Below are 26883 nucleotides of genomic sequence, written 5' to 3' on the forward strand. Positions count from 1 at the left end.
TCGGCTTTTTTGTTACTTGCTGATATTACTCAGCGGCTTCAGCAACTGGTCGATCGACCAATTCAACGTAAGCCATAGGGGCGTTGTCACCTGCGCGGAAGCCACATTTAAGAATGCGAACATAACCACCAGGACGAGCTTGGTAACGAGGACCAAGTTCAGAGAACAATTTACCTACTGCATCTTTGCTACGAGTACGAGCAAAAGCAAGGCGACGATTCGCAACAGAATCGATTTTCGCCAATGTGATCAAAGGCTCTGCAACACGACGTAGTTCTTTCGCTTTTGGCAACGTAGTTTTGATAACTTCGTGCTCAAATAAAGAAGCGGCCATGTTTTTAAACATCGCTTTACGATGCGAGCTAGTACGGTTTAAGTGACGTCCACTCTTACGATGACGCATTATACATTCCTTACTAAACTACTGAGGTCAGGAAACGATGACCTAGCGAGCTAGTACTTTGCTATCGTCTTTCAAACTAGCCGGTGGCCAGTTCTCTAAACGCATTCCCAAAGACAAACCACGCTGTGCTAAAACATCTTTAATTTCAGTTAATGATTTCTTACCTAGGTTAGGCGTCTTAAGAAGCTCAACCTCGGTACGCTGAATCAAGTCACCGATGTAATAAATATTTTCTGCTTTCAAACAGTTAGCACTTCGAACGGTCAATTCAAGATCATCAACCGGGCGTAGCAAAATTGGATCGATTTCATCCTCTTCTTCTTCAACAGGTGCTTCGCTTTCGCTCTCAAGAGCGACAAATACTGCGATTTGTTGTTGAAGAATAGTCGCTGCGCGACGGATTGCTTCTTCTGGATCAATCGTACCGTTGGACTCGATGTCTAAAACAAGTTTGTCCAAGTCAGTACGCTGCTCTACACGAGCATTATCGACACTGTAAGCAACACGACGTACAGGGCTAAAAGAGGCATCCAGTTGCAAGCGGCCAATAGGACGAGTCTCATCGTCGCCAGCAACACGAGCATCAGCAGGCTCATAACCACGACCACGAGCTACTTTGATCTGCATAGTTAATTCTGCAGTATCATCTAAGTGAGCAATTACGTGATCTGGGTTAGCGATCTCTGCATCTGCAACTAGCTGAATATCAGCAGCAGTTACAACACCAGGACCCTTTTTACTTAAAGTAAGAGTTGCTTCATCTTGCCCGTGTAGAGCGATCGCAACTCCTTTTAGGTTAAGAAGAATCTCAATTACATCTTCTTTAACCCCTTCAATTGCGCTGTATTCGTGCAATACACCGTCGATTTCTACTTCAACAATTGCACAACCAGGCATTGAAGACAAAAGAATACGGCGCAACGCATTACCCAAAGTGTGACCAAAACCACGTTCTAGTGGTTGTAGTGTAACTTTAGCTCGCGTGTTACCTAATTCCTGAACTTCAATGTTGCGTGGGGTTAACAATTCGCTCACTGAACGCTGCATAGATCCACCTATTTCTTAATCCCAATTACCAACTTACTTAGAGTAAAGTTCGACAATTAGGTTCTCATTAATTTCAGCTGATAAATCGGCACGTTCTGGAGCAGCTTTGTAAGTTGCTTCCAATTTAGTTGAATCAACTTCGATCCAATGGATCGGTGCGCGATTTTTAGATAGCTCTAGTGCGCTTTGAACACGCAATTGCTTCTTAGCTTTTTCACGGATAGACACAACGTCACCAGCTTTAACTTGGTAAGACGGAATGTTAACCGTTGCACCGTTAACTAGAATGCCTTTGTGGCCAACTAGTTGACGCGCTTCCGCACGTGTAGAACCAAAACCTGCGCGGTATACAACGTTATCTAAACGTGATTCCAAAAGTTGCAAAAGGTTTTCGCCAGTTGCGCCTTTTAGACGTGCTGCAGATTTGTAGTAGTTACGGAATTGTTTTTCAAGAACACCGTACATACGACGTACTTTTTGTTTCTCACGTAATTGTAAGCCGTAATCAGAAAGACGACCGCGACGTGCACCGTGCACACCAGGAACTGTTTCTGCTTTACATTTCGACTCAAGAGCGCGTGAACCGCTCTTCAATTGCAAGTCGGTACCTTCACGACGAGACAACTTACAAGTTGGACCTATATAACGAGCCATGTATCTGTCTCCTCAATTAAACGCGACGTTTCTTAGGTGGACGGCAACCGTTGTGCGGGATTGGCGTCACATCTGTGATGTTATTGATACGCAAGCCCAATGCATTCAATGCACGAACTGCGGACTCACGACCTGGACCTGGGCCCTTGATCATTACGTCAACGTTTTTAAGGCCGAACTCTTGTGCGACAGCACCGGCACGTTCCGCTGCTACTTGAGCTGCGAAAGGAGTACTTTTACGAGAACCGCGAAAACCAGAACCACCGGCAGTAGCCCAAGACAATGCATTGCCTTGGCGGTCGGTGATAGTCACGATCGTGTTGTTAAATGACGCGTGTACATGAGCAACACCGTCGACAACCGTCTTTTTGACTTTTTTCTTGGTATTGCGCGTAGCTGGCTTAGCCATATTGCACTTTTCCTATTTAATGCTCAGCTCTAGCTAACTTAGGTAGCTAGAGCGAAACGCGTTTAAATTACTTACGAATTGGCTTACGAGGGCCTTTTCGCGTACGAGCGTTCGTTTTGGTACGTTGACCACGAACAGGTAGGCTGCGGCGGTGACGAATACCGCGATTACAGCCTAAGTCCATCAAACGTTTGATAGACATACTGACTTCACGGCGAAGATCACCCTCTACAGTATACTTAGCAACTTCACCACGAAGTTCATCAAGGATTTCATCACTTAATGAACCGATTTTCGCAGTTTCAGCAACACTTGCTGCAGCGCAGATTGCGCGTGAACGAGTGCGACCGATTCCGAAGATGTAAGTCAGAGAAATGACCGCATGTTTATTGTCAGGAATATTGACACCGGCTATACGAGCCATTCACTTTACTCCGTTGTTATGGATGAATTAATCATCACTTTACATAATTAGGGCGGCTGATTATGCCTACATTTAGACTATAAATCAACCACCCTTTCCTATCATCGAGCGAACTCGCTGTTAACCTTGACGTTGTTTGTGACGAGGCTCAACGCAAATCACTCGAACTGAACCGTTACGACGAACGATTTTACAGTTACGACAGATTTTTTTTACAGATGCACGTACTTTCATGTTCAACTCCAACCTATGCTTAACGCATTAGGCCATTTGGACCATAACCAGTCAGATTAGATTTCTTCATTAATGACTCGTATTGCTGACTCATCAAGTGGCTTTGTACTTGCGACATAAAGTCCATGACAACTACGACTACGATCAACATAGAAGTACCGCCAAAGTAGAATGGAACATTCCACGCAACAACAAAGAACTGAGGCATCAGTGACACTAGAGTGATGTATAAAGCACCAAACAATGTCAAACGGGTCATTACACCATCAATATATCGAGCTGTATGATCGCCTGGACGAATACCCGGTAAAAAAGCACCGGACTTTTTCAAGTTATCTGCCACATCTTTAGGGTTGAACACTAGCGCTGTATAGAAGAAGCAAAAGAAAACAATTGCTATCGCAAACAACAGCACGTAGAGCGGTTGCCCTGGAGCGAGTGCTAAAGAGATGTTCTGCAACCATTCCATTCCTTCACCTTGACCGAACCATTGGCCGATCGACGCAGGGAACAGAAGGATACTTGAAGCAAAGATAGGTGGGATAACACCCGCCATGTTCACTTTAAGTGGCAAATGACTCTTCTGTGCGGCAAACACTTTTTTACCTTGTTGGCGCTTAGCGTAGTTCACAGTAATGCGACGCTGACCACGTTCGATGAAAACAACGAATGCGACAGTGGCAATGGCTATGATGCCAATCAACAACAGGGCAAGAATATTAATATCGCCTTGACGAGCCGACTCAAAAGATTGACCTAGAGCGGATGGAAGACCTGCAACGATACCAGCGAAGATAAGGATGGAAATACCATTACCAATACCTTTCTCTGTTACCTGCTCGCCTAACCACATCAAGAAAACAGTACCAGCAACCAGAGTAACTACCGCAACTGCGTAGAATTCTAGACCACTGCTAAAGGAGATACCTTGACTTGCCAAACCGACTGCCATACTAGCAGACTGAACAAGCGCAAGTAGCACCGTACCGTAACGAGTGTATTGAGTAATCTTACGACGACCCGCCTCACCCTCTTTCTTAAGTTGCTCTAGCTGCGGACTCACAACCGTCAATAACTGCATAATAATAGAGGCAGAAATGTAAGGCAGAATACCCAGCGCAAAAATACTCATACGCTCGAGTGCGCCCCCTGAGAATACGTTGAATAAACTCAGAATTGTGCCTTCATTTTGATCAAACAGTGCTGACAGCCTATCAGGATTGATTCCTGGCACAGGGATGTGTGCACCGATTCGGTATACAATAATTGCTAAGAAAACGAAGCGGATGCGAGCCCAAAGCTCGCTTAATCCACTTTGCATCCCAGCGGGTAGTGAGCCACGCTTTGCCATCTATTCCTCGACTTTTCCGCCAGCTGCTTCAATAGCGGCACGAGCACCTTTAGTCACTTTAAGACCGCGAACCGTGATAGCTTTGTCGATAGAACCAGACAAGATAACACGTGCAGATTTAAATTGATGACCAAGGATATCGGCGCTCTTAAGGGCAGCCAAATCTACAACTTCAGCATTTACAGCAGCAAGTTCGTTTAAACGAACCTCAGCAACATACTTTGCCTGACGTGAAGTAAAACCAAATTTTGGCAGACGTTTCTGCAAAGGCATTTGACCACCTTCAAAACCAGGTTTTACTGAGCCACCTGAACGAGATTTAAGACCTTTATGGCCTCGTCCGCCAGTTTTGCCCAAGCCGCTACCAATGCCGCGACCAACACGTTTAGGAGCATGCTTGCTACCTTCGCCAGGACGAAGTGTATTTAAGAACATGTTATTCTCCTACCACTTTTACCATGTAATAAACTTTATTAACCATGCCACGAACAGCTGGAGTATCTTCCAACTGACGAGTTTGGCCAATCTTACTTAAACCCAAGCCTTTAACAGTTTCACGGTGCTTTGGAAGACGACCGATCGGGCTGCGGGTTAGTTGAACTGTGATGGTTTTGTTAGCCATGACACATTACCCCAAAATTTGATCGACTGACTTACCGCGTTTTGCTGCGATTTGCTCAGGTGCTTTCATATCCTGCAAACCTTTGATCGTAGCGCGAACTACGTTTACTGGGTTTGTAGAGCCGTAACATTTTGCCAATACGTTGTGAACGCCAGCGATTTCTAGAACCGCACGCATTGCACCACCGGCGATTACACCAGTACCTTGAGACGCAGGCTGCATGTAAACTTTAGAAGCGCCATGTGTTGCTTTAACAGGGTACTGAAGAGTATCGCCATTAAGCTTAACAGACACTAGGTTACGGCGAGCTTGTTCCATAGCTTTTTGAATTGCTTGAGGAACTTCGCGTGCTTTACCACGACCAAAGCCAACCTTACCATTACCATCACCGACTACTGTCAAAGCTGTGAAAGAGAAGATACGACCACCCTTTACAACTTTAGCAACGCGGTTTACTTGAACTAGCTTCTCTTGGAGGTCGCTAGTTTGTTGATCATTAACTGCCATTTGCTACCCCTTAAAACTCTAGACCGGCTTCACGTGCAGCGTCAGCAAGTACTTGAACGCGACCGTGGTATTTGAAGCCAGAACGGTCAAAAGCGACCGAAGTGACACCTGCTTCTTTAGCGCGTGTAGCAATCAAAGTACCGACTTCTTGAGCCGCTGCTTTGTTACCAGTCGCTTTAGCACGTAGAGCTTCTTCAAGAGTAGAAGCGCTCGCTAGAACTTTACTACCACATGGAGAAATCACTTGAGCATACATATGGCGTGGTGTGCGATGTACAGTAAGACGATTCGCACCTAACTCACGAATATGCAAGCGCGCACGGCGTGCACGACGAATTCGAGATTGTTTTTTAGTGTTCATGAATGCTTACCTACTTCTTCTTAGCTTCTTTACGACGAACGATTTCGTCTGCATAGCGAACACCCTTGCCTTTGTATGGCTCAGGTGGACGGAAACCGCGAACTTCTGCAGCTACCTGACCAACGGCTTGTTTATCAACACCTTTGATCACGATCTCTGTTTGAGAAGTACATTCAGCTGTAATGCCTTCAGGAAGTTCGTAGTCAACTGGGTGAGAGAAACCCAGAGACAGGTTAAGTACTTTGCCTTTAACAGCAGCACGGTAACCTACACCTTGAAGAAGCAATTTTTTCTCAAAACCTTGGCTTACACCAACAACCATGTTGTTAACCAAAGCGCGAGTAGTACCAGCTAAGGCACGGCTTTGTTTTGCACCATCGCGCGCAGCGAAAGTGATAACGTTTTCTTCTTTAGACACAACAACGCTTGTGTGAACATTAAACTCTAAAGTGCCTTTGCCGCCTTTTACAACAACGTTTTGGCCATTAAGAGTCAAATCTACACCACTAGGAAGCGTCACGGGACTATTAGCAACTCGAGACATACTAACTCCTAGAATACAGTGCAGATTACTTCGCCACCAATACCTGCAGCACGAGCTGCACGGTCTGTCATCACACCTTTAGAGGTAGAGATGATTGCAACACCAAGGCCTGCTTCTACTTTAGGTAGATCAGAAGTGCCTTTGTATTGACGCAAACTTGGGCGAGATGCGCGTTTAATTTCTTCGATAACCGGCTTACCTTCGTAGTATTTCAACTCGATAGTTAGGGTCGGTTTGATCGCTTCGTCTACAGAGATGTTACCTACGTAACCTTCTTCTTGTAGTACAGATGCGACTGATGCTTTCATTTTTGATGAAGGCATGCTCACAGTGGTCTTTGAGGCCATCTGTGCATTACGGATGCGTGTAAACATATCCGCAAGGGTATCTTGCATACTCATTTAAGAGCTCCTAATTGAAAAAACCATTGTGCAGCAAATAGAGCTCGCGCATAGTACACAGCAGCGAGCAGAATGTCCAGCTTTTAGACACCCCACCCACTGCAATGTATTATGATCGTGCTCTACTTGCTTACCAACTAGCTTTCTTCAAGCCTGGTACGTCACCGCGCATCGCTGCTTCACGCAGTTTGATACGAGACAAGCCGAAACGACGGTAAACACCGTGTGGACGACCTGTAACTTGACAACGGTTACGTTGGCGAGAAGAAGATGAATCGCGTGGAAGCGCTTGAAGTTTCAAGGTTGCTTCCCACTTTTCATCGTCCGATGCATTAACGTCGCTAATGATCGCTTTTAGAGCAGCACGCTTTTCAGCGTACTTAGCTACTAATTTGGTGCGTTTTGCTTCGCGCTGAATCATTGAGATCTTTGCCATGATTCCTACCTCTTATTTCTTGAAAGGGAAACTAAAGGCGGCTAGCAAAGCACGACCTTCTTCGTCGGTACGAGCAGTCGTTGTAATGGTAATATCCATACCACGTACGCGGTCTACTTTATCGTAGTCGATTTCTGGGAAGATGATCTGCTCTTTAACACCCATGCTGTAGTTACCACGACCGTCGAAAGACTTAGGATTAAGTCCACGGAAGTCACGGATACGTGGGATAGCTACATCAACCAAACGGTCGAAGAAATCCCACATACGCTCACCACGTAGAGTAACTTTACAACCGATCGGGTAACCGTCACGGATTTTAAAGCCTGCTACTGATTTACGCGCCTTAGTTACTACAACTTTTTGGCCGCTAAGTGCTTGAAGATCGTTAACCGCATGCTCAAGAAGTTTCTTGTCTGCGATTGCTTCACCAACACCCATGTTCAATGTGATTTTAGTGATTTTAGGCACTTCCATCACGTTTTTGTATGCAAACTCTTCAGTTAGAGCTGCTACAACTTGATCTTTATAAACTTGCTTAAGTCTCGCCATGGCTATAATTCTCGCTCTTAGGCGTCGATCGCTTCACTGTTTGATTTAAAGATACGTACCTTAGTACCGTCTTCATTCAATTTAAAGCCGACGCGATCCGCTTTGCCAGTAGCATCGTTATAGATAGCTACATTAGAAATTTGGATAGGTGCTTCTTGTTCAACGATGCCGCCAGTTGAACCCTTCATAGGGTTTGGTTTTTCGTGTTTCTTAACGGTGTTAACACCAGAAACAAGAACTCGACTATCGTCTACTACCTTAACCACTTTACCGCGTTTGCCTTTGTCTTTACCGGCAATCACGATAACTTCGTCGTTACGTTTGATTTTACGCATAATGTCCCCTCTCCCTCTTACAGCACTTCTGGTGCAAGAGAAACAATTTTCATGAACTGCTCAGTACGCAATTCACGTGTTACAGGGCCAAAGATACGAGTACCAAGTGGCTGTCCTGACGCATTCAATAATACCGCAGAGTTTACATCAAAACGGATTACAGAGCCATCTGGACGACGAACACCTTTCTTAGTTCTAACGACAACTGCGTTAAGAACCTGCCCTTTTTTAACACGACCACGAGGGATCGCTTCTTTCACTGTGACCTTAATAATGTCACCGATAGCAGCATAACGACGATGTGAGCCACCCAGTACTTTAATACACTGAACACGCTTTGCGCCGCTGTTATCTGCAACATCAAGCATCGATTCTGTTTGAATCATTACTGCTCTCCAATCAAATTAGATAACAAGTCTCACGAAGGGGCAGCTTAAACAGCTGCCGCTTTGCTAACAACTTGAACCAGATTCCAAGTCTTAGACTTAGAGTAAGGACGTGTTTCTACGACCTTAACGGTATCACCGATCTGACACTCATTGTTTTCATCGTGAGCGTGTAGTTTTGTAGAACGACGAATAAACTTACCGTATAAAGGGTGTTTTTCAGTACGTTCAACAAGTACCGTGATGGTTTTATCCATCTTGTCGCTAACTACTTTACCAGTAGCTGTACGCGCTTTTGTTTCTGCCATCTTAGTTACCTGCCTTATCGTTTAGCACGGTTTTAACACGTGCGATATTGCGGCGAACCTGTGAGAGCAAATGTGTTTGCGCTAACTGACCAGTGGCTTTCTGCATACGCAGAGTAAATTGCTCACGCAGTAGTTCGATCAAGGTCGCTTGTAGCTCAGCTACAGACTTTTCTTGCATTTCTTTTGCTTTCATCTACATCACCGTACGCGTTACGAAAGTTGTGGACAGAGGAAGCTTAGCAGCAGCCAACGCGAATGCTTCGCGTGCTAGCTGTTCTGAAACGCCCTCAACTTCATAAAGCATCTTGCCAGGTTGAATCTGTGCAACCCAGTATTCTACGCTACCCTTACCTTTACCCTGACGAACCTCAAGAGGTTTCTGAGTAATCGGCTTATCAGGGAATACACGAATCCAGATTTTACCACCACGTTTGATGTGACGAGTCATTGCACGACGCGCCGCCTCAATTTGACGAGCAGTAATACGACCGCGAGCAGTCGATTTCAAACCGAATTCACCAAAGCTAACCTGATTACCGCGTAATGCAAGACCGCGGTTACGGCCTTTTTGCATCTTACGGAATTTAGTACGTTTCGGTTGTAACATGACTTACCCCCTACTTAGACTTCTTCTTTTGTGCGCCTTTATCAGCACGCACTTGTTCAATACCGCCCAAGATTTCGCCTTTGAAGATCCACACTTTAACACCGATGATGCCGTAAGTTGTGTTTGCTTCATAAGTAGAGTAGTCAATATCAGCGCGTAGTGTATGTAGAGGCACACGACCTTCACGATACCACTCAGCACGTGCGATTTCAGCACCGCCTAAACGACCACTAACCTGAACCTTGATACCTTTCGCGCCTGCACGCATAGCATTCTGTACTGCACGTTTCATTGCACGACGGAACATAACGCGACGCTCTAATTGGCTAGCAATGTTTTGCGCAACCAATTTCGCATCCATTTCAGGCTTACGAATTTCTTCGATGTTGATGTGGACAGGAACGCCCATCATTTCAGAAACTGCATTACGTAGTTTCTCAACATCTTCGCCTTTCTTACCAATCACGATGCCTGGACGGGCAGTGTGAATTGTAATACGAGCTGTTTGAGCAGGACGTTGAATCTCGATACGAGAAACAGAAGCCTGAACCAATTTTTTCTCCAAGTACTCACGAACCTGAAGATCATTTAATAGCAGCTTAGAGTAGTTTTGATTGTTCGCATACCAAGTAGAAGTATGATCTTTAACTATCCCTAGGCGTATACCAGTTGGATGAACCTTCTGACCCATTGGGTTTCTCCTAATTAGTCAGCGACTTTAACTGTTATATGGCAACCGCGTTTTAGAATACGGTCAGCACGGCCTTTAGCACGTGGCATAATACGTTTCAGAGTCATAGCCTCATCAACGTACGCCGTAGAAACACGCAAGTCATCTATATCAGCACCTTCGTTATGCTCAGCGTTAGCTACAGCAGACTCTAGTACTTTCTTGACAATTACTGCCGCCTTCTTAGGACTGAACGTTAGAATGTTCAGTGCTTCGCTAACAGATTTGCCGCGGATTTGATCTACAACCAAACGGGCCTTCTGCGCTGAGAGGCGAGCACCTTTTAATGAAGCGCTTACTTCACTCATGTTAATACTCCTAATTACCGTTTGGCTTTCTTGTCCGCAGCATGACCACGATATGTACGGGTCGGAGCGAACTCACCCAGTTTATGACCGACCATGTCTTCAGTTACTAGAACTGGAACATGCTGGCGACCATTATGGACAGCGATAGTCAACCCTACAAAATCAGGGAAGATAGTAGAACGGCGTGACCAAGTCTTAATTGGACGTCGATCTTTTTTCTCTACCGCAGCCTCTACCTTTTTCAACAAATGAAGGTCGATAAAAGGACCTTTTTTTAGTGAACGTGGCACAGTCGTTTCCTCTTATTACTTAGTACGGCGACGTACAATAAGTTTATCAGTACGCTTGTTGCTGCGCGTTTTGTAACCTTTAGTAGGCACACCCCATGGAGACACTGGATGACGACCACCAGAGCTACGTCCTTCACCACCACCATGTGGGTGATCAACTGGGTTCATCGCTGCACCGCGAACGGTTGGGCGAACACCACGCCAGCGACTAGCACCAGCTTTACCCAGAACTCGCAAGCTATGCTCGGAGTTAGAAACTTCACCCAAAGTAGCGCGACATTCAGTCAACACTTTACGCATTTCACCTGAACGTAGGCGAAGCGTAACGTAGCGACCTTCACGAGCAACTAGCTGAGCAGAAGCACCGGCTGAACGTGCAACTTGTGCACCTTTACCTGGCTTAAGCTCGATACAGTGAACAACACTACCTACTGGAATATTTTGCAGAGGCAAAGTATTACCAGCTTTGATAGGTGCATCTGCACCACTGGAAACTACAGAACCAGCTACCATACCTTTGGAAGCGATAATGTAACGACGCTCACCATCAGCATATTTAACCAATGCTATGTTTGCAGAACGGTTTGGATCATATTCCAAACGCTCAACTACCGCAGGAATTCCGTCTTTGTTACGACGAAAATCAATCATACGGTAATGCTGCTTATGACCACCACCTACGTGACGCGTAGTGATGCGTCCGTTGTTGTTACGTCCACCCGACTTGCTCTTTTTAGAAAGCAAAGGAGCGTAAGGCGCACCTTTATGCAAGTCGTTGTTAACAACACTAACAACGTGACGACGGCCTGCAGACGTTGGCTTACTTTTTACAACAGCCATTGACCTATCTCCCCTTATTCAGCGACCATGAAATCAATGTCTTGACCTTCAGCTAAACGAACGTACGCTTTTTTCACGTCGCTACGCTTGCCTAGACCACGAACTGTGCGTTTTGTTTTACCTTTTTGGTTCAACGTACGTACAGACTCAACTTTGACTTCAAACAGTGCTTCGATAGCTTGTTTGATTTCTGGTTTCGTTGCGTCACCAGTTACTCGGAAAACGTACTGACCATTACCTTCGGCAACGATAGTCGCTTTTTCAGAGATGTGTGGACCCAACAGAACTTTATAAATGCGTTCGCCGATCATGCTAGTGCCTCCTCAACTTGTTTCAGAGCACCAACTGTCACCAACACTTTGTCGTAAGCAATCAAGCTAACAGGGTCGATAGACGCTGCATCACGCACATCTACGTTTGGTATGTTGCGAGCCGCTAGGAAAAGATTGTCGTCCAACTCGTGGGAAACAATCAAAGCGTTCTCAACATTCAATTCTGCCATTTTTGCTTTGAAGAGCTTAGTTTTTGGAGCTTCTAACTTCAGATCTTCAACAACAACAAGACGGTCTTGACGTACAAGTTCAGACCAGATGGTGCGCATTGCTGCACGGTACATCTTCTTGTTTACTTTCTGAGAGTGATCCTGCGGTTTTGCAGCGAAAGTAACACCACCAGAGCGCCAAATTGGGCTACGGATAGTACCTGCACGTGCGCGACCTGAACCTTTTTGTTTCCAAGGTTTACGTCCACCACCGGCTACTTCAGAGCGAGTTTTCTGAGCGCGTGAACCTTGACGAGCGCCAGCCAAGTAAGATGTAACTACTTGGTGTACTAGTGCTTCGTTGTATTCACGGGCAAAGGCTACTTCAGAAACTTCTACTGTTCCTTCCGTACCTGTAAGATTCAAGTTCATTGTCTACCCCTCTTAGCGAGCTTTAACAGCTGATTGAAGAATAACATCACCGTTCACAGCGCCAGGAACCGCACCTTTCACAAGGATAAGGTTACGTTCTGTATCTACGCGAACCACTTCTAGTGATTGTGTAGTTACTTGTGCTGCGCCCATGTGACCAGCCATCTTTTTGCCTTTCCAAACACGACCAGGTGTTTGACATTGACCGATGGAACCAGGAGCACGGTGAGACAATGAGTTACCATGTGTAGCGTCTTGCATAGAGAAGTTATGACGCTTGATGGCACCTTGAAAGCCTTTACCTTTAGATTGACCAGTTACGTCAACCAATTGGATCGATTCGAAATCAGCTACAGTTAGCTCGTCACCAACATTGATTTCTTTCTCGTCACCAGACAGGCGGAACTCCCATAAACCACGACCTGCCTCAACGCTAGCTTTTGCATAATGTCCAGCAGCAGCTTTGTTGACGCGGCTCGAACGGCGAGTACCAACAGTTACTTGAACAGCTTGGTAGCCATCAGTTTCTGCAGTTTTCACCTGAGTAACGCGGTTCGGTTCTACCTCGATAACGGTTACTGGCACGGATACACCTTCTTCATTGAAGACACGTGTCATTCCGGCTTTGCGTCCGACTAATTGAATAGTCATTTTTTACCTCATTTGCCAGTTGTGTATGGGGCTATCACCCGCTACGGCCGACCATTCCAGATCGTTCCACTATTTAGTGCATAAGCCGACTGATAACCAGCCGGTTCTCGCACCCCAAGCTTTAGGGATTAACCTAAAGAAATTTGTACTTCCACGCCTGCCGCAAGGTCTAGCTTCATTAGAGCATCAACAGTTTTTTCTGTTGGCTCAACGATGTCTAGAACACGTTTGTGTGTACGGATTTCATACTGATCACGCGCATCTTTGTTTACGTGTGGAGAAACCAATACTGTGTAACGTTCTTTGCGAGTAGGAAGCGGAATCGGTCCACGTACTTGCGCACCTGTGCGTTTCGCTGTGTCCACAATTTCTTGTGTTGAAGCATCAATCAGACGGTGATCAAATGCTTTCAGACGAATACGGATTTTTTGGCTTTGCATTTCCAACTCCAAATACAGTTTTTAAATGACCTAATTGTACATTTATTAGGCCACAATCCTTTTTTAAGGACGGCGAATATTAGCCATTCACAAACTGGTTGTCAAGTAACCAACTTTAAAAAGAATGGAGCTTAAAATAAAAAAGGCCACTCGATTAACGAGCAGCCTTTTTTTGAATCACTTAGCTTCGATATTAAATATCGATTAAGGGATTATTTTAGTACTTTAGCTACAACACCAGCACCAACAGTACGGCCACCTTCACGGATCGCGAAACGTAGACCTTCGTCCATCGCGATTGGGTGAATCAAGGTAACAGACATTTGAACGTTGTCACCAGGCATTACCATTTCAACACCTTCAGGAAGCTCACAAGCACCAGTTACGTCAGTTGTACGGAAGTAGAACTGAGGACGGTAGCCTTTGAAGAAAGGAGTGTGACGACCACCTTCATCTTTACCCAAAACATATACTTCTGCTTCGAATTCAGTGTGAGGGTTGATAGAACCAGGCTTAGCCAATACTTGACCACGCTGAACGTCTTCACGCTTAGTACCACGTAGAAGAACACCACAGTTCTCACCAGCACGGCCTTCGTCTAGAAGCTTACGGAACATCTCAACACCAGTACAAGTAGTTTTCGTAGTATCTTTGATACCAACGATTTCAACTTCTTCACCAACTTTGATGATACCGCGCTCAACACGACCAGTTACAACTGTACCACGACCTTGGATAGAGAATACGTCCTCGATAGGCATGATGAATGCACCGTCGATTGCACGCTCTGGCTCAGGAATGTAAGAGTCTAGAGTTTCAACTAGAGTCTTAACAGCAGTAGTACCCATTTCGTTGTCGTCTTCGCCGTTCAATGCCATTAGAGCAGAACCTGGGATGATTGGAGTGTCATCACCTGGGAAGTCGTATTCAGAAAGAAGGTCACGCAATTCCATTTCAACCAACTCTAGCATTTCAGCGTATTCTTCAGAATCCGCACCGCCACAGTCTTCAGCCAATAGATCAGCTTTGTTTAGGAATACTACGATGTAAGGTACACCTACTTGACGAGAAAGAAGGATGTGCTCACGAGTCTGAGGCATAGGGCCGTCAGTTGCGCCACATACTAGGATCGCGCCGTCCATTTGAGCAGCACCAGTGATCATGTTTTTAACATAATCGGCGTGTCCAGGACAGTCTACGTGTGCATAGTGACGATCTGGAGAATCGTATTCTACGTGTGAAGTAGCGATAGTGATACCACGCTCACGCTCTTCAGGAGCATTATCGATACCGTCAAATGCTACAGCTTCACCGCCGTATACTTCAGCACATACGCGAGTTAGCGCAGCTGTAAGTGTTGTTTTACCATGGTCAACGTGACCGATTGTGCCAACGTTAACGTGCGGTTTATTACGTTCAAATTTACTCTTTGCCATGATACATACACCTTAAGAATTAGTAAGTATGATGATTAATCTTCATTTTTGATGATCGCGTCTGCCACACTAGCCGGTGCTTCAGCGTATTTCTCAAACTCCATTGCATAACTTGCACGCCCTTGCGACAAACTACGCACGTCAGTTGCATAACCGAACATCTCCCCGAGAGGCACTTCAGCACGGATTATCTTCCCTGACGGGGAATCGTCCATCCCCTGAACAAGCCCACGACGACGATTCAAGTCACCCATCACGTCACCCATGTACTCCTCAGGAGTTACAACTTCCACTTTCATTATCGGCTCAAGGACACAAGGATCTGCATCCAATGCGCCTTTTCTCAAACCTTGAGAAGCAGCAATTTTAAAGGCCATTTCGTTAGAGTCAACATCATGGTATGAACCATCAAACAACACGACCTTAGCACCCAACAATGGGTAGCCAGCGATCACGCCATTCTTCATTTGCTCTGAAATGCCCTTCTCTATTGCAGGGATGTATTCCTTAGGAATCGCACCCCCGACAATCTCGTTGACGAACTCAAGCCCTTCTTTATCAGTTGGGATTAATTTCATCACGACGTGACCGTATTGACCACGACCACCAGATTGACGCGCAAATTTGTGATTAATCTCCACTTCTTTGCGAATTTTTTCTCGGTAGGATACTTGCGGCTTACCAATGTTCGCCTCAACCTTGAACTCACGACGCATACGGTCGACAAGTATATCAAGGTGTAATTCACCCATACCTGAGATAATAGTTTGACCTGTCTCCTCATGCGTTTCAACACGGAAAGACGGATCTTCTTGCGCCAGTTTACCTAACGCAACACCCATTTTTTCCTGATCCGCTTGAGACTTAGGCTCAACCGCAACAGAAATAACAGGCTCAGGAAATTCCATTCGCTCAAGCACTACAATATCTTTCATGTCACAAAGCGTATCGCCGGTGGTAACAAACTTCATACCAACGGTTGCGGCTATATCACCCGCCAACACTTCTTTGATCTCTTCACGATTATTTGCGTGCATTTGAACCATGCGACCAATGCGCTCACGCTTCTGCTTAACAGAGTTGTATACAGCATCACCAGACTTCAAAGTTCCTGAGTACACACGAATGAACGTTAATGTACCCACAAATGGGTCTGTCGCAATCTTAAACGCTAATGCAGAGAACGGAGCCTCATCGTCAGCACTTCGAGTTACAACGGTTTCACCATCTTCGAGCGTACCTTCAATCGCTTTAACTTCAAGCGGTGAAGGCATGTATTCAACTACCGCATCAAGAACAGCTTGCACACCTTTGTTTTTAAAGGCAGAACCACAAGTTACCAATACAACTTCATTGGCTAACGTGCGAATGCGCAAACCACGCTTAATGTCTTCAACAGACAAGTCACCTTCTTCAAGGTACTTATCCATTAGTTCTTCGTCGGCCTCTGCTGCTGCTTCAACCATTTGCTCACGCCATTCGGTTGCGTCATCAACAAGATCTGCAGGAATGTCTTCCAAAGTGAAAGTCATACCTTGATCTTCTTCATTCCACATAATCGCTTTCATCAATACCAAGTCAACAACACCGCGGAAATCTTCCTCAGTGCCAATGTTGATTTGAATTGGGATAGCATTTGCGTTTAAGCGATCCTTCAACTGCTCGACGACTGAATAAAAATTCGCGCCAGTACGGTCCATCTTATTGACGAACACCATACGTGGCACTTCATATTTATTCGCTTGACGCCAGACAGTTTCAGTTTGTGGCTGAACACCAGAGGAACCACAGAGCACAACGACTGCACCATCCAGAACACGCAATGAACGCTCAACCTCAATGGTGAAGTCCACGTGTCCAGGTGTATCAATGATATTAATACGGTGTTGGTCAAATTGCTGACTCATACCACTCCAGAAGCAAGTTGTTGCTGCTGAAGTTATGGTAATACCGCGTTCTTGCTCTTGTTCCATCCAATCCATGGTAGCTGCACCATCGTGCACCTCACCAATTTTATGAGATAGGCCAGTATAAAAAAGAACGCGTTCAGTCGTCGTCGTTTTACCTGCATCAACGTGTGCACAAATACCGATGTTACGGTAGCGGTTGATAGGTGTTTTACGTGCCACTGTGTATATTGCTCCGAACGATTAGAAACGGTAGTGAGAGAAAGCTTTGTTGGCTTCAGCCATGCGATGAACGTCTTCACGTTTCTTAACCGCAGAACCTTTATTCTCAGCCGCATCAAGGATCTCACCTGCTAGACGTAGAGCCATGGATTTTTCACCACGCTTACGAGAAGACTCTACCAACCAACGCATAGACAAAGCTACACGACGTGCTGGACGTACTTCTACAGGGACTTGATAAGTTGCACCACCTACACGGCGAGATTTAACCTCTACCATAGGCTGGATAGACTCTAGGGCTTTTTCGAAGATGCCCATAGGCTCTTCGGTTTTAGCGCGTTCTGCAACAGTGTTAAGTGCATTGTAAACAATGCTTTCTGCTACAGATTTCTTGCCACTAACCATTACATGGTTGATGAATTTAGCAAGAAGTTGGCTTCCGTGTTTAGGATCCGGAAGGACTTCACGCTTAGCGACGACGCGTCTTCTAGGCATATCTATATCCTCTTCAGGTTCGCCCGAGACAATAATATTACTGCTCGGCCTTACTGTATTAAAAAATTGTGTCTAAACGATGAATTAAGAAGCGATTGCTTACTTAGGACGTTTAGTACCGTACTTAGAACGGCCTTGCTTACGATTTTGTACGCCTGAAGTATCCAAGCTACCACGTACTGTGTGATAACGAACACCTGGTAGATCTTTTACACGACCGCCACGAATCAGCACTACGCTGTGTTCTTGTAGGTTGTGACCTTCACCACCGATGTAGGAAGTTACTTCAAAGCCGTTAGTCAAGCGAACACGACATACTTTACGCAAAGCCGAGTTAGGCTTTTTAGGTGTAGTAGTATATACGCGTGTGCAGACACCGCGGCGTTGCGGACAAGCTTGTAACGCAGGAACGTCACTCTTTACCACTTTACGTTTACGTGGTTTACGAACCAACTGGTTAACGGTTGCCATTAGACAAACTCCACAGATCCAATTCTCATGGCGGAAATCGCCAAAATTAAGGAGGCGCAAGTTTAATTTGCGCCTATAAAACAGTCAATAGGGAGGTGACCAAAAAATCACCTCCCTAGACATTTAACAGCAAATAATTAGTCTTTCAGTGCAGCACTTAGTGCTTCTTCTACTTCTGAAGCACTGACTGTTGAAATTCCATCCTTCGCTGCTTGCGCAAGATCTTTCTTCTTCTTGCGCTCGCTGTGGTAAGCCAAACCTGTACCAGCTGGTATCAAGCGACCCACTACAACGTTTTCTTTTAGGCCACGCAGATGATCTTTCTTACCTGTTACCGCACCTTCTGTTAAGACTCGAGTTGTCTCTTGGAAGGATGCAGCAGAGATGAAAGACTCTGTTGCCAAAGAAGCTTTAGTGATACCTAGAAGAACACGCTCGTACTTAGCAGGGAATTTACCCTCTGCTTCTGCTTTTTCATTCGCATCCAGTACTTGTGTAAGTTCTACTTGGTCACCTTGGATAAGATCTGTATCACCAGACTCACCAACATCTACCTTACGTAGCATTTGGTTAACAATAACTTCAATGTGCTTATCGTTAATCACAACACCCTGTAGACGGTAAACTTCTTGCACTTCGTTAGTGATGTAGTCAGCTAATGCCTCTACACCCTTCAGACGCAAGATATCATGAGGGCTTAGCGGGCCGTCGGCGATGATCTCGCCTTTTTCCACTTCTTCGCCATCAAAGATGTTGATTTGACGCCATTTCGGAATCAAAGTCTCGATTGGATCACTGCCATCTTGTGGAGAGATAACCAAACGGATCTTACCTTTTGTTTCTTTACCGAAGCTAACCACACCTGTCGCTTCTGCCATAACAGCAGGATCTTTCGGACGGCGCGCTTCAAATAGGTCGGCCACTCGTGGCAGACCACCGGTGATATCCTTGTTACCCTGAGATTCCTGAGGAATACGAGCCAAGACTTCACCAGATTTAACCGTTGAACCGTGATCCAAGCTCAACAATGCTTTTTCTGGCAGCATGTATTGAACCGGTGAATCCGTACCAGGAATCAATACAGGGTTACCCTCTGTATCAACTACGGCAATCATTGGGCGTAAATCTTTACCCGCAGACGGACGGTCTTTAATTTCAAGTACTTCGATGGTAGTTAAGCCTGTCATTTCGTCAGATTGGCGACGAATAGTAACATTCTCTTCCATGCCGCTAAATTCTAGGCGACCTTCCATCTCAGATACGATTGGGTGTGTATGTGGATCCCAGTTAGCAACGACTTGGCCAGCGGCCACTTCATCACCATCGCGAACACTTAACACAGCACCGTAAGGTAGTTTGTAACGCTCTTTCTCACGACCCGCTTCATCAGCAATTGCCAATTCAGAAGAACGAGATGCCACAACCAAATGACCCGTATCACGTTCGATACTCTTCATTTTGTGGAAACGTACAGTACCGGCACTCTTAACTTGCACACTGTCTACTGCAGACGCTCGAGACGCTGCACCACCAATGTGGAAGGTACGCATGGTTAACTGTGTACCAGGCTCACCGATAGACTGAGCGGCAACAACACCAATCGCTTCACCGATGTTAACTTGATGGCCACGAGCTAGATCACGTCCGTAACACTTAGCACACACACCATGGCGAGTGTCACAAGTAATAACAGAACGTATGATCATTTCGTCAATACCCGCGGCTTCAAGAGTACGAACGTCTTGCTCGTCAATCAAAGTACCAGCTGGTAATACGTCGTTGCCTTTCGCATCAACTACGTCTTGAGCGATAACACGACCCAATACACGATGACCTAGAGGTACAACTACGTCGCCACCTTCGATCATGGCATTAACCGTGATGCCGTTTGACGAACCACAATCGATTTCAGTAATAACCAAATCTTGTGCTACGTCTACAAGACGACGAGTCAAGTAACCAGAGTTCGCTGTTTTCAATGCGGTATCGGCAAGACCCTTACGCGCACCGTGAGTCGAGGTAAAGTACTGCAGTACAGACAAACCTTCACGGAAGTTTGCAGTGATCGGTGTTTCAATGATGGAACCATCTGGTTTCGCCATCAAACCACGCATACCACCCAACTGACGCATCTGGGCAACACTACCACGGGCACCAGAGTCAGCCATCATGTAAACTGAGTTAAACGACTGTTGATCAACCGTCTCACCTGCTTTGTTTACAGTGGTCTCTTTTGCCAAGTTTTTCATCATAGCTTCGGTTACGGTTTCGTTAGTACGAGACCATAAGTCGATTACCTTGTTGTACTTCTCGCCTTGCGTTACAAGACCATCAGCGTATTGGTATTCGATCTCTTTAACTTCTGCTTCTGCTTGCGCGATGATACCGGCTTTTTCTGGTGGGATAACAAAGTCATCTACACCAACAGAAGTACCAGACGCTGTCGCGTATTGGAAACCTGTGTACATCAACTGGTCAGCAAAGATACAGCTCTCTTTCAAGCCAACTTTACGGTAACACTCGTTGATTAAGTTTGAGATTGCCTTCTTCTTCATTGGCTGGTTAACCACTTCGAATGGTAGGCCATCAGGAACAATATCAAACAATAATGCGCGACCAACAGTTGTATCAGCAATGAAAGTAGAAGGTACTTTTTCGCCTTCTAGTGTTGTATCAACTTGGTTGATACGAACTTTTACTTTGGCATGCAATTCAACTTGTTTTGCACCATATGCACGGTGTACTTCTTTGATGTCAGAAAATGCCATGCCTTCACCTTTGGCATTGATTTTCTCACGAGTCATGTAGTACAGACCCAATACAACGTCCTGAGAAGGAACGATAATTGGCTCACCGTTAGCAGGTGACAAGATGTTGTTCGTAGACATCATCAAGGTGCGTGCTTCTAGCTGCGCCTCAAGAGTCAATGGAACGTGAACCGCCATTTGGTCACCATCGAAGTCGGCGTTATAAGCCGCACACACTAGTGGATGCAACTGGATCGCTTTACCTTCGATCAACATAGGTTCAAACGCTTGGATACCCAAACGGTGAAGTGTTGGTGCACGGTTCAACATCACTGGATGTTCGCGGATAACCTCATCAAGGATATCCCACACTTCAGGTGTTTCACGCTCAACCATTTTCTTCGCTGCTTTGATCGTCGTCGCCATGCCACGAAGTTCTAGCTTAGAGAAAATGAATGGCTTGAACAGCTCAAGTGCCATTTTCTTAGGAAGACCACACTGATGCAAACGCAGTGAAGGACCTACCGTGATAACAGAACGACCAGAGTAGTCTACACGCTTACCTAGCAAGTTCTGACGGAAACGACCTTGCTTACCTTTGATCATGTCTGCCAAAGATTTTAGAGGACGTTTGTTAGAACCGGTAATAGCACGACCACGACGACCATTATCAAGCAATGCATCAACAGACTCTTGCAACATACGTTTTTCGTTACGTACGATGATGTCTGGAGCAGAAAGCTCAAGTAGGCGTTTTAGACGATTGTTACGGTTGATCACACGACGGTAAAGGTCGTTCAAATCAGACGTTGCAAAACGGCCACCTTCTAGAGGTACTAATGGACGAAGATCTGGCGGTAGAACCGGCAGTACTTCAAGTACCATCCACTCAGGGTTGTTACCTGAATGGTAGAAAGCTTCAACAAGCTTAAGACGCTTAGAAAGCTTCTTAATGCGAGTTTCAGAATTCGTGCTGTTTAGCTCTTCACGCATTCTGTTGATTTCTTCAGGCATGTCTAAATCGCGCAACAACATTTGTACCGCTTCTGCACCCATGCGGGCGTCAAATTCGTCACCGAATTCTTCTAGCGCTTCAAAGTATTGCTCGTCATTTAGCAACTGGCCTTTATCAAGCGTTGTCATACCTGGATCAATCACGATGAAAGATTCAAAGTACAGTACACGCTCAATATCACGTAGCGTCATATCTAGGATAAGACCGATACGAGATGGAAGAGATTTTAAGAACCAAATGTGAGCCACTGGCGATGCAAGCTCAATGTGTCCCATGCGTTCACGACGCACTTTAGACAGAGCCACTTCAACGCCACACTTCTCACAAATAACACCGCGGTGTTTCAAACGCTTGTATTTACCACACAAACATTCGTAGTCCTTAATAGGACCAAAGATTTTTGCACAGAACAAACCGTCACGTTCTGGTTTGAACGTACGGTAGTTGATGGTCTCAGGCTTTTTAACTTCACCGTAAGACCATGAACGAATCATATCTGGTGATGCCAAGCCAATGCGGATCGCATCAAACTCGTCAGATTGTCCCTGTGATTTTAGAAGACCTAATAAGTCTTTCATGGATATTCGCCCCACTCATAAGGCTGGGGAGCTTTGCTCCCCAGCAGGTCAAATGTGATTCGTGCTTATTCGTTTTCCAACTCGATATCGATACCAAGAGATCGGATCTCTTTAACCAATACGTTGAAGGACTCAGGCATGCCCGGTTCCATACGGTGATCGCCATCGACGATGTTTTTATACATCTTCGTACGGCCATTCACGTCATCGGACTTAACAGTCAACATTTCTTGTAGCGTGTAAGCGGCACCGTATGCTTCTAGTGCCCATACCTCCATCTCACCGAAACGCTGACCACCGAATTGCGCTTTACCACCCAACGGCTGTTGAGTAACCAAGCTGTATGAACCTGTAGAACGTGCGTGCATCTTGTCGTCAACCAAGTGGTTCAACTTAAGCATGTACATGTAACCTACGGTTACAGGACGCTCAAAGGCTTCACCAGTTCGGCCGTTAAACAAACGAACCTGACCACTTTCATTCAATCCAGCCAGACGCAACATGCGTTTGATCTCAGACTCTTTCGCACCATCAAAGGCACCAGATGCCATTGGTACACCACCTTTAAGGTTGGCAGCCAATGTCAGAATTTCTTCGTCTGTGAAGCTAGCTAGATCTTCCGTACGCGCACACTGTAGCTCGCCTTCGTAGCCATTGTAGATTTCATCTAGGAAACTACGTAGCTCAGCAACGGCTTCAGCTTTTTCGCGCTCAACGGCTAGCATCTCATTGATCTTGCGTCCCAACCCTTTAGAGGCAGCACCCAAGTGAGTTTCTAGTACCTGACCTACGTTCATACGCGATGGAACACCAAGCGGGTTCAACACGATATCAACTGGGTCACCGTTTTCATCGTACGGCATATCTTCTACAGGCATAATCTTAGAGATTACACCCTTGTTACCATGACGGCCGGCCATTTTATCACCAGGCTGGATACGACGTTTGATCGCCACATAAACTTTAACGATTTTCAACACGCCAGGTGCTAGATCATCGCCAGTTTGTAGTTTACGTTTCTTATCTTCGAATTTCGCATCAAGCTCTTTACGGCGCTCAACCAAAGCGGCTTGAGCTTTTTCAAGCTGCTCACTCGCTTCTTCATTGGCAACACGAATCTTAAACCACTCAGGGTGATCCAAGTTCGCTAGGTATTCTTCGGTAATGATCGCATTGCGAGCCAAACTTGGGCCGCCTTCTGCTTGTTGACCCACTAACGCTTCAGCAAGACGCTCGAAGGTAGCTTTCTCAACAATACGGAACTCTTCGTTCAAGTCTTTACGAACTTGATCAAGCTGCGTTTTTTCGATGTGCTTAGCACGCTCATCTTTTTCAATACCGTCACGAGTAAACACCTGTACGTCAATAACAGTACCACGAGTACCTGTTTTAACGCGTTGTGATGTGTCTTTCACATCAGATGCTTTCTCACCAAAGATAGCTCGCAAAAGCTTCTCTTCAGGCGTAAGTTGTGTTTCACCTTTCGGGGTTACTTTACCTACTAGAATATCACCAGGCTCAACTTCCGCACCGATATAAACGATACCGGATTGATCAAGCTTAGAAAGTGCGCCTTCACCCACGTTCGGGATATCCGCAGTAATTTCTTCTGGCCCAAGCTTAGTATCACGCGCCACACAAGTAAGTTCTTGAATGTGGATAGACGTGAAACGGTCTTCTTCAACAACGCGCTCAGATACTAGGATCGAGTCCTCGAAGTTGAAACCATTCCAAGGCATGAAGGCAATACGCATGTTTTGACCAAGTGCCAAGTCACCCATGTCGACAGAAGGACCGTCAGCCATGATGTCACCAGAAGCAACTTTTTCACCCTTCATTACCAAGGTACGCTGGTTGATACAGGTATTTTGGTTAGAACGAACGTATTTGGTTAGGTTGTAGATATCTACACCCGCTTCACCGGCCACAGTCTCTTCAGAGTTCACACGAACAACGATACGGCTTGCATCGACAGACTCAATCACACCGCCACGTTTCGCGACGATACAAACACCAGAGTCTTTCGCAACATTGCGCTCCATGCCCGTACCTACTACTGGCTTATCAGCCTTAAGTGTTGGTACTGCTTGACGCTGCATGTTCGAACCCATCAAGGCGCGGTTGGCGTCATCGTGCTCTAGGAACGGAATCAAAGAAGCCGCTACCGATACAACCTGACGAGGTGACACGTCCATTAGGTTTACTTTTTCTTTCGGGATCAAAGTGGTTTCGTGCATATGACGCACCTGAACCAATTCATCTACCAAACGGCCTTCTGCATCAACATTCGCTGACGCTTGTGCAATAACGTATTTCGCTTCATCGATCGCAGAGATGTAAACCGTTTCGTCGGTCATCTTGCCATCAACAATCTTACGGTATGGTGTTTCCAAGAAACCGTAGCTGTTAGTGCGTGCGTAAGTAGACAAAGAGTTGATCAAACCGATGTTTGGTCCTTCCGGTGTCTCGATCGGACATACACGACCATAGTGAGTCGCGTGTACGTCACGCACCTCAAAGCCGGCGCGTTCACGAGTCAAACCACCAGGCCCCAATGCAGAAACACGACGCTTGTGCGTTACTTCTGACAACGGGTTGTTTTGGTCCATGAACTGAGACAATTGGCTAGAACCAAAGAATTCTTTGATTGCTGCCGCTACCGGCTTAGCATTCAATAGATCTTGTGGCATTAGGCCATCCGCTTCTGCCATAGACAGACGTTCTTTCACCGCACGCTCAACACGTACTAGACCAACACGGAATTGGTTTTCAGCCATTTCACCAACAGAACGAACACGACGGTTACCCAAGTGATCAATGTCATCTACCATGCCGTTACCATTACGGATATCCAGCAATGTTTTCAGTACAGCTACGATGTCATCGTTATCTAGGATGCCGCTACCAGTATCTTCTTCACGACCTAGACGACGGTTGAATTTCATTCGACCTACGCCAGAAAGATCGTAACGATCTTCAGAGAAGAATAAGCCTTGGAACAAACCTTCCGCAGATTCTTTGGTTGGCGGCTCGCCAGGACGCATCATGCGGTAGATTTCTACCAATGCTTCCAACTGGTTGTTTGTTGGATCGATGCGCAATGTGTCAGAAATGAATGGACCATTATCTAAATCATTTGTGTATAGCGTATCGACTTCTGTGATACCCGCAGAAACCAAGGCTTCTAGAAGGTCAACAGACAGTTCAGTATTTGCTTCAGCGATCAATTCGCCCGTCGCAGGGTGAATCAAGTTTTTCGCTGTCACTTTGCCAAGCATGTACTCTAGTGGTACAGATAAGCGCTCAAGACCCGCTTTTTCCATAACACGAATGTGCTTAGCCGTAATACGACGACCTTCCTCGACGATCAGCTCACCATTTGCATCGGCAATATCAAACAATGCAGTCTCGCCACGGAGACGGTTAGCGATCAAGTCCATTTCGAAACCATCACGACTCATGTAGAAGCGTGTTGTATCGAAGAAAGTTTCTAGAATTTCTTCAGTTCCATAACCCAAGGCGCGCAACAAAATTGTCGCAGGCAGTTTACGACGACGGTCAATACGAACGAAGACGCAATCTTTTGGATCAAACTCGAAGTCCAACCATGAACCACGGTAAGGAATTACGCGAGCAGAATGGAGCAATTTACCTGAAGAGTGAGTTTTACCACGGTCATGGTCAAAAAACACACCAGGAGAACGGTGTAACTGAGAAACGATTACACGCTCTGTTCCGTTAATTACAAAGGTACCGTTTTCGGTCATGAGTGGAATTTCACCCATGTAAACTTCTTGCTCACGGATGTCTTTGATGGCCTTATTCGAAGACTCTTTATCATAGATAATTAGTCGAACTCGAACACGCAAAGGTGCCGCGTAGGTTACACCACGCAACTGACACTCTTTTACATCAAATACTGGCTTACCTAAACGGTAATCGACATATTCAAGCGCCGCGTTGCCAGAAAAGCTAACCATTGGAAAGACAGATTTAAAGGCCCCATGCAGACCTAATTCCCCACGCTCTGCAAGAGGTTTACCTTCTTGCAAGAAATTACGGTAGGATTCAAGCTGAATTGCCAGTAAGTATGGCACATCCAAAACGGGCGGCAGTTTACCGAAATCCTTACGGATACGTTTTTTCTCAGTGTATGAGTAAGCCATCAACATTCCCCAGCTTGTGCACATTGACGCAAAAGGCCCAAATCAGGCCTTACCATTATGGGAGCATAATCTCCCATTTGAAAAAATCTTTTT

General features: G+C 45.8%; 34 protein-coding genes. All 34 read right to left on the reverse strand.

Annotated elements, in window-relative coordinates; translation table 11 throughout:
- Positions 1 to 25: 25 nt before the first annotated feature.
- A complete protein-coding gene (gene rplQ, locus ACUM5Y_RS14795) occupies positions 26 to 403 on the reverse strand; it encodes a 50S ribosomal protein L17 (RefSeq protein WP_445977664.1) in 378 nt (125 codons plus the stop codon).
- Positions 404 to 445: 42 nt separating this feature from the next.
- Complete coding sequence (locus ACUM5Y_RS14800) at positions 446 to 1450, reverse strand: DNA-directed RNA polymerase subunit alpha (RefSeq protein WP_445977665.1); 1005 nt, start codon at positions 1448 to 1450, stop codon at positions 446 to 448.
- Between the two features lie 33 nt (positions 1451 to 1483).
- Positions 1484 to 2104, reverse strand: coding sequence for a 30S ribosomal protein S4 (gene rpsD, locus ACUM5Y_RS14805; protein WP_445977666.1), 621 nt, complete (start codon positions 2102 to 2104; stop codon positions 1484 to 1486).
- A gap of 16 nt (positions 2105 to 2120) precedes the next feature.
- Complete coding sequence (gene rpsK / locus ACUM5Y_RS14810; RefSeq protein WP_009836290.1) at positions 2121 to 2513, reverse strand: 30S ribosomal protein S11; 393 nt, start codon at positions 2511 to 2513, stop codon at positions 2121 to 2123.
- A 67-nt stretch (positions 2514 to 2580) separates the two neighbouring features.
- The gene (gene rpsM / locus ACUM5Y_RS14815; protein WP_445977667.1) at positions 2581 to 2937 is read right to left on the reverse strand and encodes a 30S ribosomal protein S13; all 357 of its coding nucleotides are present in this window, start codon (positions 2935 to 2937) and stop codon (positions 2581 to 2583) included.
- A gap of 120 nt (positions 2938 to 3057) precedes the next feature.
- Positions 3058 to 3171, reverse strand: a complete 114-nt coding sequence (gene rpmJ / locus ACUM5Y_RS14820) for a 50S ribosomal protein L36 (protein ID WP_012071915.1) — start codon at positions 3169 to 3171, stop codon at positions 3058 to 3060.
- A 19-nt stretch (positions 3172 to 3190) separates the two neighbouring features.
- On the reverse strand, positions 3191 to 4522 hold the full coding sequence (secY, locus tag ACUM5Y_RS14825; RefSeq protein ID WP_445977668.1) for a preprotein translocase subunit SecY: 1332 nt from the start codon (positions 4520 to 4522) through the stop codon (positions 3191 to 3193).
- The gene (gene rplO / locus ACUM5Y_RS14830) at positions 4523 to 4957 is read right to left on the reverse strand and encodes a 50S ribosomal protein L15 (RefSeq protein ID WP_445977669.1); all 435 of its coding nucleotides are present in this window, start codon (positions 4955 to 4957) and stop codon (positions 4523 to 4525) included. It lies immediately after the preceding gene.
- A gap of 1 nt (position 4958) precedes the next feature.
- On the reverse strand, positions 4959 to 5144 hold the full coding sequence (gene rpmD / locus ACUM5Y_RS14835; protein ID WP_445977670.1) for a 50S ribosomal protein L30: 186 nt from the start codon (positions 5142 to 5144) through the stop codon (positions 4959 to 4961).
- A 6-nt stretch (positions 5145 to 5150) separates the two neighbouring features.
- Positions 5151 to 5651, reverse strand: coding sequence for a 30S ribosomal protein S5 (rpsE, locus tag ACUM5Y_RS14840; RefSeq protein WP_445977671.1), 501 nt, complete (start codon positions 5649 to 5651; stop codon positions 5151 to 5153).
- A 10-nt stretch (positions 5652 to 5661) separates the two neighbouring features.
- Positions 5662 to 6012, reverse strand: a complete 351-nt coding sequence (gene rplR / locus ACUM5Y_RS14845; protein WP_445977672.1) for a 50S ribosomal protein L18 — start codon at positions 6010 to 6012, stop codon at positions 5662 to 5664.
- Between the two features lie 10 nt (positions 6013 to 6022).
- Positions 6023 to 6556, reverse strand: a complete 534-nt coding sequence (gene rplF / locus ACUM5Y_RS14850) for a 50S ribosomal protein L6 (protein WP_445977673.1) — start codon at positions 6554 to 6556, stop codon at positions 6023 to 6025.
- An 8-nt stretch (positions 6557 to 6564) separates the two neighbouring features.
- Positions 6565 to 6957 (reverse strand): 30S ribosomal protein S8, encoded by a 393-nt coding sequence (gene rpsH / locus ACUM5Y_RS14855; RefSeq protein WP_445977674.1) that lies wholly within the window; start codon positions 6955 to 6957, stop codon positions 6565 to 6567.
- A 130-nt stretch (positions 6958 to 7087) separates the two neighbouring features.
- On the reverse strand, positions 7088 to 7393 hold the full coding sequence (rpsN, locus tag ACUM5Y_RS14860) for a 30S ribosomal protein S14 (RefSeq protein WP_067020116.1): 306 nt from the start codon (positions 7391 to 7393) through the stop codon (positions 7088 to 7090).
- A gap of 12 nt (positions 7394 to 7405) precedes the next feature.
- Positions 7406 to 7945: a 50S ribosomal protein L5 gene (rplE, locus tag ACUM5Y_RS14865; RefSeq protein ID WP_445977675.1), complete on the reverse strand. Its 540-nt coding sequence runs from the start codon at positions 7943 to 7945 to the stop codon at positions 7406 to 7408.
- Positions 7946 to 7962: 17 nt separating this feature from the next.
- A complete protein-coding gene (gene rplX / locus ACUM5Y_RS14870; RefSeq protein ID WP_445977676.1) occupies positions 7963 to 8280 on the reverse strand; it encodes a 50S ribosomal protein L24 in 318 nt (105 codons plus the stop codon).
- Between the two features lie 17 nt (positions 8281 to 8297).
- Positions 8298 to 8666 carry a 50S ribosomal protein L14 gene (gene rplN, locus ACUM5Y_RS14875; protein ID WP_445977677.1) on the reverse strand — a complete coding sequence of 123 codons (369 nt, stop codon included), beginning with the start codon at positions 8664 to 8666 and terminating at the stop codon, positions 8298 to 8300.
- Between the two features lie 47 nt (positions 8667 to 8713).
- A complete protein-coding gene (rpsQ, locus tag ACUM5Y_RS14880; protein WP_445977678.1) occupies positions 8714 to 8974 on the reverse strand; it encodes a 30S ribosomal protein S17 in 261 nt (86 codons plus the stop codon).
- A 1-nt stretch (position 8975) separates the two neighbouring features.
- Positions 8976 to 9167: a 50S ribosomal protein L29 gene (rpmC, locus tag ACUM5Y_RS14885; RefSeq protein WP_012071928.1), complete on the reverse strand. Its 192-nt coding sequence runs from the start codon at positions 9165 to 9167 to the stop codon at positions 8976 to 8978.
- Positions 9168 to 9581 (reverse strand): 50S ribosomal protein L16, encoded by a 414-nt coding sequence (gene rplP, locus ACUM5Y_RS14890; protein ID WP_013659455.1) that lies wholly within the window; start codon positions 9579 to 9581, stop codon positions 9168 to 9170.
- Between the two features lie 10 nt (positions 9582 to 9591).
- A complete protein-coding gene (rpsC, locus tag ACUM5Y_RS14895; protein ID WP_445977679.1) occupies positions 9592 to 10272 on the reverse strand; it encodes a 30S ribosomal protein S3 in 681 nt (226 codons plus the stop codon).
- Between the two features lie 14 nt (positions 10273 to 10286).
- Complete coding sequence (gene rplV, locus ACUM5Y_RS14900) at positions 10287 to 10619, reverse strand: 50S ribosomal protein L22 (protein WP_067020136.1); 333 nt, start codon at positions 10617 to 10619, stop codon at positions 10287 to 10289.
- A 14-nt stretch (positions 10620 to 10633) separates the two neighbouring features.
- Positions 10634 to 10909 carry a 30S ribosomal protein S19 gene (rpsS, locus tag ACUM5Y_RS14905; protein WP_036163121.1) on the reverse strand — a complete coding sequence of 92 codons (276 nt, stop codon included), beginning with the start codon at positions 10907 to 10909 and terminating at the stop codon, positions 10634 to 10636.
- Between the two features lie 15 nt (positions 10910 to 10924).
- The gene (gene rplB / locus ACUM5Y_RS14910; RefSeq protein WP_445977680.1) at positions 10925 to 11749 is read right to left on the reverse strand and encodes a 50S ribosomal protein L2; all 825 of its coding nucleotides are present in this window, start codon (positions 11747 to 11749) and stop codon (positions 10925 to 10927) included.
- Between the two features lie 14 nt (positions 11750 to 11763).
- Entirely contained in the window at positions 11764 to 12060 is a 297-nt protein-coding gene (gene rplW / locus ACUM5Y_RS14915) for a 50S ribosomal protein L23 (RefSeq protein WP_191596020.1), read from the reverse strand.
- Complete coding sequence (gene rplD / locus ACUM5Y_RS14920) at positions 12057 to 12662, reverse strand: 50S ribosomal protein L4 (RefSeq protein WP_445977681.1); 606 nt, start codon at positions 12660 to 12662, stop codon at positions 12057 to 12059. Before rplD ends, rplW begins: the two co-directional genes overlap by 4 nt.
- Before the next feature lie 12 nt (positions 12663 to 12674).
- The gene (rplC, locus tag ACUM5Y_RS14925; RefSeq protein WP_445977682.1) at positions 12675 to 13313 is read right to left on the reverse strand and encodes a 50S ribosomal protein L3; all 639 of its coding nucleotides are present in this window, start codon (positions 13311 to 13313) and stop codon (positions 12675 to 12677) included.
- Between the two features lie 128 nt (positions 13314 to 13441).
- Complete coding sequence (rpsJ, locus tag ACUM5Y_RS14930; protein WP_067207662.1) at positions 13442 to 13753, reverse strand: 30S ribosomal protein S10; 312 nt, start codon at positions 13751 to 13753, stop codon at positions 13442 to 13444.
- A gap of 212 nt (positions 13754 to 13965) precedes the next feature.
- On the reverse strand, positions 13966 to 15189 hold the full coding sequence (tuf, locus tag ACUM5Y_RS14935) for an elongation factor Tu (protein ID WP_445977683.1): 1224 nt from the start codon (positions 15187 to 15189) through the stop codon (positions 13966 to 13968).
- Positions 15190 to 15224: 35 nt separating this feature from the next.
- Positions 15225 to 17318: an elongation factor G gene (gene fusA, locus ACUM5Y_RS14940; protein WP_445977684.1), complete on the reverse strand. Its 2094-nt coding sequence runs from the start codon at positions 17316 to 17318 to the stop codon at positions 15225 to 15227.
- Between the two features lie 21 nt (positions 17319 to 17339).
- Positions 17340 to 17813, reverse strand: a complete 474-nt coding sequence (gene rpsG, locus ACUM5Y_RS14945) for a 30S ribosomal protein S7 (protein ID WP_445977685.1) — start codon at positions 17811 to 17813, stop codon at positions 17340 to 17342.
- A gap of 99 nt (positions 17814 to 17912) precedes the next feature.
- The gene (rpsL, locus tag ACUM5Y_RS14950; protein WP_036163109.1) at positions 17913 to 18284 is read right to left on the reverse strand and encodes a 30S ribosomal protein S12; all 372 of its coding nucleotides are present in this window, start codon (positions 18282 to 18284) and stop codon (positions 17913 to 17915) included.
- 137 nt (positions 18285 to 18421) lie between these two features.
- Positions 18422 to 22624: a DNA-directed RNA polymerase subunit beta' gene (gene rpoC / locus ACUM5Y_RS14955; protein ID WP_445977686.1), complete on the reverse strand. Its 4203-nt coding sequence runs from the start codon at positions 22622 to 22624 to the stop codon at positions 18422 to 18424.
- A 65-nt stretch (positions 22625 to 22689) separates the two neighbouring features.
- Complete coding sequence (gene rpoB / locus ACUM5Y_RS14960; protein WP_445977687.1) at positions 22690 to 26790, reverse strand: DNA-directed RNA polymerase subunit beta; 4101 nt, start codon at positions 26788 to 26790, stop codon at positions 22690 to 22692.
- Positions 26791 to 26883 lie beyond the last annotated feature (93 nt).

Source organism: Marinomonas dokdonensis, assembly GCF_052747885.1.